This window comes from Mesorhizobium sp. P2_A8 (genome assembly GCF_056404935.1).
On the sequence record NZ_JBFUDB010000024.1, the window covers coordinates 1 to 10,515 of the forward strand.

Below are 10,515 nucleotides of genomic sequence, written 5' to 3' on the forward strand. Positions count from 1 at the left end.
CCCCGCGGATTGATGTACGGGCTCGTATCATCAAAGCACCACTCGCTGCCGGGCCTTGTCTCGCAGGAAGCTTTTCGCCGCGGCCTGGTGATCGAGACCGCTGGCTCGTTCGGTGAGGTCCTGAAGTTCATGACTGCCCTCACCATCACCGAGGCTGACCTGAGCCGGGGGCTATCCATCATTCGCGAAAGCATCAGCGCGGTGCAGGACAGTATCACGGCAAGCCGCTGAGAGTAGAAGGACATTCTGCTAGTGAAAAACGACTGCCCTTACGCGGCGAGAGGCACAGGGATGACAATGGCAATCAACGGTATCGTCGGCTTAATCAGTGGCGAGCACACCGATACCAGTGTTGCGGGCAAGCTCCGACCGGCCCAGTCGACCGCCTGGCTTCCAGTCGTAATCCCGGCCTCTGCGCGGGAATTTGGGAGAGTTCCTGATGGCGACAAGCACGACAAAGCGGCCGCAGTGGACGCCGCACGCGCAGCGTTCCCGAAGTCGGGTCGGCCGAAGCCAGCATTATGCATAAAGGACTCCGACTACAGCCTCCCAAGGCGTACCGGCCCGGCAGCGAGCTTGGTCTCCTGCCGGGCATTCAATTTGCTGAGTGTCTGCACACATTAGCCGCTCTCCGTGCATTCAGCGGGTTTCCCTCAGTGGCAGCAGCATTGGCGCAGAGGAATTGAATGGAATATGAGCAAGAGTCAGATTGAATGAGCAGCGGCGCGGGCGCAGACGCGGATACAAGTTCGCACGCGACGTTTGCGCCGCTCCGGAACCGGATCTTTCGTTCGATCTGGCTCGCCACACAAGTTTCTAGTCTCGGCTGGCTGATGCAGACCGTTGCCATCAGCTGGCTGATGGCAACAATCTCGACTTCCGATCTGATGGTGGCGCTGGTGCAGGCTTCATCGAACCTGCCGGCTTTCATTTTGTCCGTCTTCGCTGGGGTTCTCGCCGACAATTACAGTCGGCGCCGGGTCATGTTCCCTGGCCGCTGCCTTATGGTGATAGCCTCTACGATGCTCACTGCGTCCGTGGCACTGGGCTTTGTCAGTCCGTGGATGATCCTCGGCTTCAGCTTCTTGATCGCATGCGGCGGTGCTCTCAACGATCCCGCCTGGCAGGCATCGGTTGGCGATATGGTGGACCGGCGCGATGTTCCCGCTGCCGTCACCCTGCTCTCCGTCGGCTTCAACACTGTGCGGACCGTGGGCCCGGCGCTCGGCGGCATCGTGGTTGCCTCGTTCGGGCTTATGGCGGCCTTCTGTGTGACCACCCTCACCTATCTGGTACCCTTGGTCACCATATGGCGCTGCAAGTGGAAGGTTCGCTCCTCGCCTCTTCCGCGCGAGTTGATGGCCACGGCGATTTATGACGGGCTGCGCTTCACGGGTCATCGGAAATCAAGGCGGCGATCGCTCGCGGAACCCTCTTTGGCCTGGCGGGCATTGCCATTCTCGCATTGCTGCCGCTGGTTGTTCGCGATCAGCTGGGGGGAGGACCGCTCGCCTATGGTGCGTTGATGGCCGGCTTCGGCACAGGCGCCGTCTTCGCCGGCATCTCCAATAGTCTGTTCAGACGGAGCTTGTCTGAAGAACGGCTGATGAGGCTTGCGTGCGTCGCCTGCGCGGCGTGCTCCCTTTCCCTTGCACTGACCTCTTCCATTGCAGTGGCCGCAATTGCACTCGCCTTGGGCGGCGCGGGTTGGGTCACCGCCTGGTCCGGGGTCGGCGTGAGCGTGCAATTGGCGAGCCCGTGTTGGGTCGTGGGGCGCACCATCTCGATCTATTATGCATTGGTAGACGGCGGCATCGCGGCCGGCAGCTGGGTATGGGGCACGGTTTCCCAGAACTATTCCCTGACCTTGGGCGCTGGAGGGTTCCGCTGGTGCTCTTTTTCTCGTCGCCGCAGCCGGCGTCCTGTTTCCTCTCCGCGAGCGCCGTGGGTCCGAGCCCGATCCTTTGAAGGAATTCGACGTCCCGGCAGTCGCGCTTCACCTGAAGCCGAGAAGCGGTCCAATCGTGGTCAAGGTCGAATATCTGATCCATGAAGAGAACGTCGAAGCTTTCCTGGACGTCATGCGCGAGCGCAGGCATGTACACAGCCGCGTCGGCGCTCGGCACTGGACGCTCCAGCGCAACCTGCAGAAGCCTTTTCAATGGACAGAGACATTCTGCACGCCAACCTGGACTGACTACCTTCGCCTGAACCATCGCCTCACGACACCAGATAAGGAACTGGACGACCGTATCCTCCAACTTCACGTGGGAGAGCTTCCACCCAGACGACGCTTTGGATCGAGCGGCCGACTAGCTCGGCCCGCAAGCCCGAGCAATCAACGCCTTATTTTTCCCGGCACTGACTGTTCACGACCCGGTTACCTCGCGGGTTACGCGTGCTAACCGACAAAATCTGGGCTCTGTTACTGCGCAATAATCGCTACATCGGACACAGCCCGTGTCAGAACGCAGGTGGCATCGAGAGCGCAATCCTTGTGGCCCTTGAAAATGCTCAACGCGACCGGAGATTATGCGCGGCGGACCCTGCAAGTGGTAGGGCGCCATTTCCAAGTGTAGGATGGGGACGTATATTAAGCCATTTGGTTTCATAGATAAAAAGTCGCGTTCCATAAGATAGATTATACGACTTTCACCGGTAAAAGATAATATTTCTTCGTATAGCAAAGTACGAATGTCGATTACATAAAGTTAAGTCTCGGTTCGACAGATCAATTTTAATTAACCCACCTCACCGTCGGCTGCGGCGTCACCACAGCCATCGGCCCGGCCATTAACACCGCCAAGTCTTAGGCTTCAATCGCACGCTGCAGGACAGGCTTGTGAAAGAACTGCTCCTCGCGGCCATATTCGACATCGAAGCCGCCTAAGCCCTCCTGCCGGCGTTCACGACGAACTCCAACGAGAATTCTCAAGGTCCCTGCCGGCCGCGCATTGAACATAGCACCCGATCGGCTCCGCGACGTGCTTCGCAAGCGCGAGCAGCATATGTCGGCCAGCAGTTTTCATTCTCCTATGATCGCAAACATATCATATTGGAGAAGAACGATGTCTCATGCGGATGTGTCGCTCTTTACGAGTTGGCCGACGGTTGCCTGGAGTTCGATGGAAGGCATGCTCCTTGCCCTACACTGTCTTCGACAAAGAGCAGCGGCGGCCACAAAAACCCGAATTGGATCCCAGAGAAATTGCTGGTCTCGCGATTCTAACGAGCTAGGGAGATTGCCACATTCTTGGTCCGGACATAGCTGTAGATGGCTTCCTGTCCTTTCTCCCGCCCATGCCCAGACATCTTATTTCCCCCAAAAGCGGTCTCGATCCCGCCGGCGAACCACTCATTGACGAAGACCTGCCCTGAATTCAGGCGGGGTGGCGCCTTTAGAGCGATATCGAGCCGCTGTGTGAAGACGCCCGCAACCAGGCCGAACCGGGTGCCGTTCGCGATGTCATACGCCTCATCGTCGTTCTCGAACTTGATGATGGACAGAACTGGACCGAAGACCTCTTCCTGGGCTATTTACATAGTAGGGTCTACATCTGCAAAGACCGTGGGCTGCATGAACCGCCCTCCCTTGCCCTGCAGTCGCCGCCCGCCGGTGAACGCAACGGCCTTCGGTGAGATCAGGCGCGTGAGATCTCTTGTCATTTCTCCCCCGCCTTCCGACCTTCGGCAATCAGTTCGCAGTTATCGAACGTCCTGCACCAGCAGGCGTTGGCATCTGGGCATGGGCTGCAAGGAGAGGATCGAGTTTGGTCCGAACTTCGTCCAAAGCCGGAACGGCGCGGCCCTCCTTTGAAGACACATGCAGCATCAGAACCTCGTAAGTGGCGACGAGAACGTCGTCCGAGCCTCTTTGAAGAGTCATGAAGACGCGAAGCTTCTTTCCGTCGGATTGCAGCAGTTGAGCCTTCACGGAAAGAACGTCATCGAGTTTTGCTTCAGCCAGCAATCTCATGTGGGTCTCGACCGAATAGTAACTATGGCCGGTCTCCACGTAGGCGCTGGTCACGCCGATCCGCTCGAGCAGAACATCGGTCGCCTCACCGAAACACTGCGTGTAGCGGTACTCGGTCATGTGACCGTTGTAGTCGATCCAGTCCGGAGAGACGATCTTCGTCAGAAGCGGGAGTGCGTCCGCGTAGGCCGCGTTGGCAGAATTGTTTTCCGTCAAATATTTCTCGTAGTCGGCGAGTAGCTTGCCTGCGCCCCATCCCCGTCCATCGTCGCCCGTTTTGAGGCCCTTCAATATACCTGCGAGGTTCTGGTCGCGGATGTATTCGAGCTGGCGGATCGTATAATCGCCAGACTGGACATCGGATTGTGCAGCTATTTTCTCGACGAGCTCCGGGTCAAGGTCGACCACGTCCATCAATTTGGAGAGCGGCCATGACAGGCACGGGCCGTACTTCGTGAGAAAATCACGCATTCCGGCGGCGCCACCGGCGATGCGGAAGGTCTCGAAAAGTCCCATCTGTGCCCAACGGAGGCCGAACGAATATCGAACCACATCGTCGAGGGTCTCCGTATCGCAGATATCGTCCTTTATGAGCCAAAGAGCTTCTCGCCAGAAAGCCTCCATAAGGCGGTCCGCAACGAACGCATCGATCTCCTTTTTGATGATGATGCCTGTCATTCCGATGGTGGGAAGTTTTTCCCGGGCGCTCTCCAGCGCGGATTTCTCCGTTCGAGTGCCGCCCACCAATTCGACAAGAGGAAGGAGATAGACCGGATTGAAAGGGTGAGCGACGAACATCCGGCCGGGATGCTTCATGTCACGTTGGAGATCGGTCGCCAGCAACGCAGAGGTCGATGAGCCGATCAATGCAGTCGGTTCCGCCGCGGCATCGATTTTGGTCAACACTCCGCGCTTCAGCTCAAGTGCCTCAGGAACGCTCTCCTGAATCCAATCGGCACCCTTCACCGCTTCCTCAAGCGACGTACAGAACGTGAGGTTCCCACGCTTGGGCAGCGGGGCCTTGGTAAGAATTGAGTACGCACGCTCGGCGTTATCCATTACTTCGGATATGAGTCGTTGCGCGTCATGGTGTGGATCGAACACCTGCACGTCGATGCCAGCCAGGCGGAAGCGAGCAATCCACCCGCCCCCTATGACTCCGCCGCCAATGCAAGCTGCCTTCGAAATACGTGTCATGAATATAGCCCTCCACGCAGCGACGCGTGTCTTAGCGTTCAAAAAGTTGGACCGATAGGATGGGTGTTCGGGAAGGTCTACTCAGCGCTTCGTAAGCTTGAGCTTCTTACGCACTTCCTCAGGGCCGATGACCCGTGAGCCCATGTTCTCGACGATATTGGCTGCCCGCTCGACCAATTGACCGTTGGTAGCAAACTTGCCTTTTGATAGATAGAGGTTGTCTTCAAGACCGACACGAACGTTGCCGCCAGCTAGCACAGCTGCCGCGGGATAGGCCATTGCGTCGCGGCCAATTGAGAACGCGGAGAATGTCCAAGCCGAAGGGATGGCGTTGACCATAGCAGTAAACGTGAGCAGATCGTTAGGCGCGCCCCAACCGATGCCCATGCAAAGTTGCAGTAGTACCGGGTCCTCGATCAGACCTTCCTGAACCAACTGCTTCGCGAGCCAGAGTTGACCAGTATCGAAGACCTCGATCTCCGCTCTAACGCCCGACTCGGTCATCATTTTCGCCAACGCGCGCAACATCGCTGGCGTGTTGGTCATAATGACGTCGCCGGCGTTGAAGTTCATAGTGCCGCAGTCCAGCGTACAGATCTCGGGGGTGCAGGCCACGATGTGGCTGAAGCGTTCAGTGGCCCCAAGCATGTCCGAACGGGGATCGACTGGAAGGGGATTTTCTACGCCCCCAAGAAGTAGGTCACCACCCATTCCAGCCGTGATGTTAAGAACCACGTCAGTATCCGCATCGCGGATTCGATTCTTAACGTCCTGGTAAAGGTCCAGCCGATTTGACGGTTGTCCGGTTTCGGGGTCGCGAACGTGGATGTGAACGATAGCGGCGCCGGCCTTCGCCGCTTCGATTGCCGAGTCTGCGATTTCCTTCGGGGTGTGTGGCACATTGGATGATTTGGAGGCAGAGTCAGAGGCTCCGGTAACGGCGCACGTTATGAATACCTCACGGTTAACGGATAGGGACATCGCTAGCTCCTCCCAGAAATGGTGAATTCTCGGTAGAAGGCAGGCGCTTCGCTCCGCCTACCGAGCGGCATGATGATGATGCAACGGAAGGCGCGCAACGCGCCAAAATCGCTGGCGAAATGAAATATCATAGACTTACTTTAGGTTGTTTTGAAACGCCTGATGCTAGACACGCCACATTCAACACATTCGATGAGGCATCCCTGGCTGCCGCAAGTTTTCCTTGCAACTGCATAAACCGGACCGCATGCGAATAAATCCGCGCATCAGGTGGCTTTTTTTGAACCATACGTTGCGTCAGGCGTGAGTCTTTGAACACGAATTGAGCATCGCATCTGCACTTAATACCTGTCGGCCCGAGTGCTTTCGGCCGCTTCAAAACATGAATAACAAAGGGGATTCCTATGAATGATGAGTTTGAACGCATCAGGGCCGGCCTCGCAGCTGGCCAGATGTCGCGTCGTGCCTTTCTCGGTGCGGCATCTGCGATAGGTGTTGGCGCGGCAACGGCGCTCGCCATTCCAGGTGTTGCTTGCGCCGCTTCTGATACTCCCGTGAAAGGCGGGCACATGAAGATCGGGTTCGGTGGAGGCGCCAGCGGAGACTCTTTCGACCCCACATTGGCGAATAGCGATGCGCAGCTGTTCAACTTGCGTCTTTATGGCGAAACGCTGGTGAACGCTTCTCCGACGGGCGCTTTGGAGTATAGAGTTGCGGAGAGTGTGAATTCAAGTGACGGCATTAACTGGGAGATCACTGTCCGAGATGGTGTGGAGTTCCACAACGGCAAATCGGTCACCTCGGAGGACGTCGCGGAAACCATCCGGCGGCATGCAGATGAAAAGTCTCAATCCGTAGCGAAAGAACTGCTGACTGACATTGATAAGATTTCAACCGACGGAAAGGTCGTTAAGATTGCCCTGAAGGGTCGTAATACCGATTTCCCCTACGTTCTGACCGAAACCTATCTGGTCATTCAGCCAGGCGGAGGACGAGATGCTCCGGCTGCAGGCGTTGGCTCTGGTGCATATCAGGTTGTAGGGGAACCTCAGCCAGGTGTTCGATACCAGTTCAAAAAGTTCGCGAATTATTGGGACGCCAAGATCGGTCACGTCGACGAGAACGAAGTCATCATTATTAATGATCCGACAGCTCGCACCGCCGCATTGCAGTCTAGGCAGGTGCACATGATCAACAACCTCAACCCCAAGATTGTAAGCAGGTTCAAAACCGTTCCGGGTGTCAAAATCAAGAACGTGACGGGGAGGGGTCATTTCGTTTTCTCAATGCACACGCAGACCCCACCATTCAATAATCCGGATCTCAGAATGGCGCTAAAATTGGCGATAAACCGAGAGGAGATCGTGAAGAGCGTGTTATCTGGATATGGTACCGTGGGTAACGACACTCCAATCAACTCGCTCTACCCACTTTTTGACAACACGATACCACAGCGGACGTTTGATCCGATGCAGGCCGCCGCTTTGTATAAGAAGTCCGGTCACGATGGGTCACCAATCCCGCTACACGTCGCGGACATCGTATTCCCCGGCGCGATCGAGGCCGCCCAACTCTTCCAACAAAGTGCAGCGCAAGCAGGAATTAAGATCGATATCCGACGCGAACCAAACGACGGCTATTGGAGCGAAGTTTGGAATAAGAAGCCGTTCTTCGTCAGCCTTTGGTACGGCCGACCAACTCAGGATCAGATGTACAGCTTACCTTATCTGAGCAACTCGAACGCCAATGAGACCCAGTTTCACAATGCTGAGTTCGATGCCAAGCTTTTGAAAGCTCGCTCTGAACTAGAGCCAGCGAAACGGAAACAGCTCTACGGTGAGTTGGCTAGATTGCTGAGAGACGACGGCGGCACCATCGTCTTCGCTTTCAATGACTACATTGACGCCGTTTCTGATCAGGTCGGCGGATTCAATCCGGACCCCAATCGTGGAATGATGAATAATATGGCTGCACTTAAGTGCTGGCTAGCTGCCTAGGGCGGCAGTTGGCTCATGGATTTTTCGATTTGGGGATCCGTTGCCCAGCGCATTGCGCTGGGCATCGTCCTCCTGTTGGCCGTCTCGGTCCTGATCTTCGCCGGCACCCAGATTCTGCCCGGCGATGTTGCACAAGCCATTCTTGGACAATCGGCAACGCCGGAGTCGCTCGCCAATCTGCGCGAGCAGCTCGGGCTCAATGACCCTGCCTATGTCAGGTATTTCCACTGGCTCGGCGGTGTCGTCACCGGCGATCTCGGCACCGCCATGTCGAGCGGCCAGGATATTGCAACGTCGATCAGCGGACGGTTGTGGAACACGCTGTTCCTCGCTTTCTGGGCGGCGGTCGTCGCCGTGCCGCTGGCGATCATCCTCGGTCTGATTGCAGTGCGTTATCGCAATGGCTGGGTCGACAAGCTGATCTCGGGGCTGGCGCTCGCCTCGACGTCGTTTCCAGAGTTCTTCATCGGCTATGTGCTGGTCTATTTCTTCGCCGTGAAATGGCAGATCTTCCCCGGCATCTCCACAGTCTATGACGGCATGCCGTTCGGCGAGCGCATGCAGGCGATCGCGCTGCCGGCCGCCGCGCTGACGCTGGTGGTGCTGGCGCATATGATGCGCATGACCCGCGCGGCCATCCTCAACGTCATGCAGTCGGCCTATGTCGAGACGGCGGAATTGAAAGGCCTGTCAGCCTTCAACGTCATCCGCAAGCATGCCTTCCCGAATGCGATTGCGCCGATCATCAACGTCGTCATGCTGAACCTTGCCTACCTGATCGTCGGCGTTGTCGTGGTCGAGGTGATCTTCGTCTATCCCGGCATGGGGCAATATCTGGTCGACCACGTCACCAAGCGCGACGTGCCGGTGGTGCAGGCGGTCGGCCTGATCTTTGCCGCCGTCTATATCAGCCTGAACATCATTGCGGACATCGGGGCGATCGTCGCCAATCCGCGTCTCAGACATCCGAAATAGGGGGCGGGTATGCTCGATATCAAACGCATCCCGATCCCCGCGCTGATCGGCATCGTGCTGACGTCACTGTTCGTGCTGGCGGCGATCTTCGCGCCCTTCATCGCGCCACACGGCAATGGCGAAATCATCGGTGACGTCTGGGAACCGATGTCATCCGCACATTGGCTCGGCACCGACAATCTCGGCCGTGACCTGCTTTCGCGCATGATCTACGGCGCCCGCATCACGCTGTTCATCGCCGTGCTGGCCACCGCGCTGTCGTTCTCGCTCGGCGCCATCCTCGGCTTCTCGGCGGCGGTTTTCGGCGGCTGGTACGACACGCTGCTGTCGCGGCTTGTCGATCTCCTGATGTCGATCCCGACGCTGATCATGGGCCTCGTCGTGCTTTCGGTGCTGCCGACCAATCTGGTGACGCTGATCCTGGTGATGGGCATTCTCGACTCGACCCGCGTCTATCGCCTGTCGCGAGCGGTGGCCGTCGACATCAACGTCATGGACTATGTCGAGGCCGCCAAATTGCGCGGCGAAGGCAGCGGCTGGATCATCTTCCGCGAAATCCTGCCCAATGCGCTGTCGCCATTGGTTTCGGAACTCGGCCTGCGCTTCATCTATGCCGTGCTGTTCCTGTCGACGCTGTCCTTCCTCGGCCTTGGCGTGCAGCCGCCGGATGCCGACTGGGGCGGCATGGTCAAGGAAAACAAGGACGGCATCGTGTTCGGCATAGGCGCTGCCCTCATTCCGGCAGCGGCGATCGCGATGCTGGCGATTTCGGTCAATCTGGTCGCCGACTGGGTGCTCAACCGCACGACAAGCCTGAAGGGAGGACGCGGGTGATGGCTGACCAGCAGAAGAAATCCGTGCTGCTCGACATCCGCAACCTGCGTATCGAGGCAACGGTGTACCCGCCCGGCGAGCCGCCGAAGAACATCGTGCTCGTCCACGACGTGTCGCTGACGCTCGAAAAGGGCAAGGTGCTCGGCCTGATCGGCGAGTCCGGCGCCGGCAAGTCGACCATCGGCCTGTCGTCGATGGGCTATGGCCGCGGCGGCGTGCGCATCACCGGCGGCGAGGTCATCCTCAACGGCCGCGATATCCTCAAGGGCGGCAAGGAGGGTTTCCGCAAGCTGCGCGGCCGCGAGGTCTGTTATGTCGCGCAATCGGCGGCTGCCGCCTTCAACCCGGCGCACAAGCTTATGGACCAGGTGGTGGAAGCCACGCTGCTGCACGGTACGGCGACGCGTGCCGAGGCCGAGAAGCGCGCCGTTGCGCTGTTCAAGAAGCTCAGCCTGCCGAACCCCGAAACCATCGGCGAACGCTTTCCGCACCAGGTCTCGGGCGGCCAGTTGCAGCGCGTGATGACGGCGATGGCACTTTGCTCCGAGCCGGATC

Annotated in this window: 7 protein-coding genes and 2 pseudogenes; 6 read left to right on the forward strand and 3 right to left on the reverse strand. The window is 57.9% G+C overall.

What is annotated here, in order from left to right:
- Together AC1D10_RS35400 and AC1D10_RS35405 are read left to right on the forward strand one after the other, a co-directional pair.
- Positions 1–231, forward strand: a pseudogene (locus AC1D10_RS35400) (diaminobutyrate--2-oxoglutarate transaminase); the annotation flags it as partial.
- A 482-nt stretch (positions 232–713) separates the two neighbouring features.
- Positions 714–2,365 (forward strand): annotated as a pseudogene (locus AC1D10_RS35405) (MFS transporter).
- An 860-nt stretch (positions 2,366–3,225) separates the two neighbouring features.
- Here the strand turns inward: AC1D10_RS35405 and AC1D10_RS35410 are convergent.
- From AC1D10_RS35410 to bcoG, 3 genes are all read right to left on the reverse strand, one after another.
- Positions 3,226–3,537 (reverse strand): aldehyde dehydrogenase family protein, encoded by a 312-nt coding sequence (locus tag AC1D10_RS35410; RefSeq protein ID WP_477279957.1) that lies wholly within the window; start codon positions 3,535–3,537, stop codon positions 3,226–3,228.
- Between the two features lie 157 nt (positions 3,538–3,694).
- Positions 3,695–5,173: a carnitine 3-dehydrogenase gene (locus tag AC1D10_RS35415; protein WP_477279947.1), complete on the reverse strand. Its 1,479-nt coding sequence runs from the start codon at positions 5,171–5,173 to the stop codon at positions 3,695–3,697.
- An 81-nt stretch (positions 5,174–5,254) separates the two neighbouring features.
- Positions 5,255–6,154 carry a 3-dehydrocarnitine:acetyl-CoA trimethylamine transferase BcoG gene (gene bcoG, locus AC1D10_RS35420; protein ID WP_477279949.1) on the reverse strand — a complete coding sequence of 300 codons (900 nt, stop codon included), beginning with the start codon at positions 6,152–6,154 and terminating at the stop codon, positions 5,255–5,257.
- Positions 6,155–6,558: 404 nt separating this feature from the next.
- On the opposite strand from bcoG, the gene AC1D10_RS35425 reads away from it, so the two are divergent.
- The 4 genes from AC1D10_RS35425 to AC1D10_RS35440 form a co-directional block, all read left to right on the forward strand.
- Positions 6,559–8,151, forward strand: coding sequence for an ABC transporter substrate-binding protein (locus AC1D10_RS35425; RefSeq protein WP_477279951.1), 1,593 nt, complete (start codon positions 6,559–6,561; stop codon positions 8,149–8,151).
- Positions 8,152–8,166: 15 nt separating this feature from the next.
- Positions 8,167–9,126: an ABC transporter permease gene (locus AC1D10_RS35430; RefSeq protein WP_477279953.1), complete on the forward strand. Its 960-nt coding sequence runs from the start codon at positions 8,167–8,169 to the stop codon at positions 9,124–9,126.
- A 9-nt stretch (positions 9,127–9,135) separates the two neighbouring features.
- Positions 9,136–9,960 (forward strand): ABC transporter permease, encoded by an 825-nt coding sequence (locus AC1D10_RS35435; protein ID WP_181056695.1) that lies wholly within the window; start codon positions 9,136–9,138, stop codon positions 9,958–9,960.
- Positions 9,960–10,515, forward strand: a 556-nt coding sequence (locus AC1D10_RS35440; RefSeq protein ID WP_477279955.1) for an ATP-binding cassette domain-containing protein, incomplete at its 3' end; no start/stop codon positions are given. The genes AC1D10_RS35435 and AC1D10_RS35440, both read left to right, overlap by 1 nt.

Coding starts and splice junctions, on each gene's coding strand:
- AC1D10_RS35415 (WP_477279947.1), bottom strand. CDS start 5,173: ATGACACGTATTTCGAAGGCAGCTTGCATTGGCGGCGGAGTCATAGGG.
- bcoG (WP_477279949.1), bottom strand. CDS start 6,154: ATGTCCCTATCCGTTAACCGTGAGGTATTCATAACGTGCGCCGTTACC.
- AC1D10_RS35425 (WP_477279951.1), top strand. CDS start 6,559: ATGAATGATGAGTTTGAACGCATCAGGGCCGGCCTCGCAGCTGGCCAG.
- AC1D10_RS35430 (WP_477279953.1), top strand. CDS start 8,167: ATGGATTTTTCGATTTGGGGATCCGTTGCCCAGCGCATTGCGCTGGGC.
- AC1D10_RS35435 (WP_181056695.1), top strand. CDS start 9,136: ATGCTCGATATCAAACGCATCCCGATCCCCGCGCTGATCGGCATCGTG.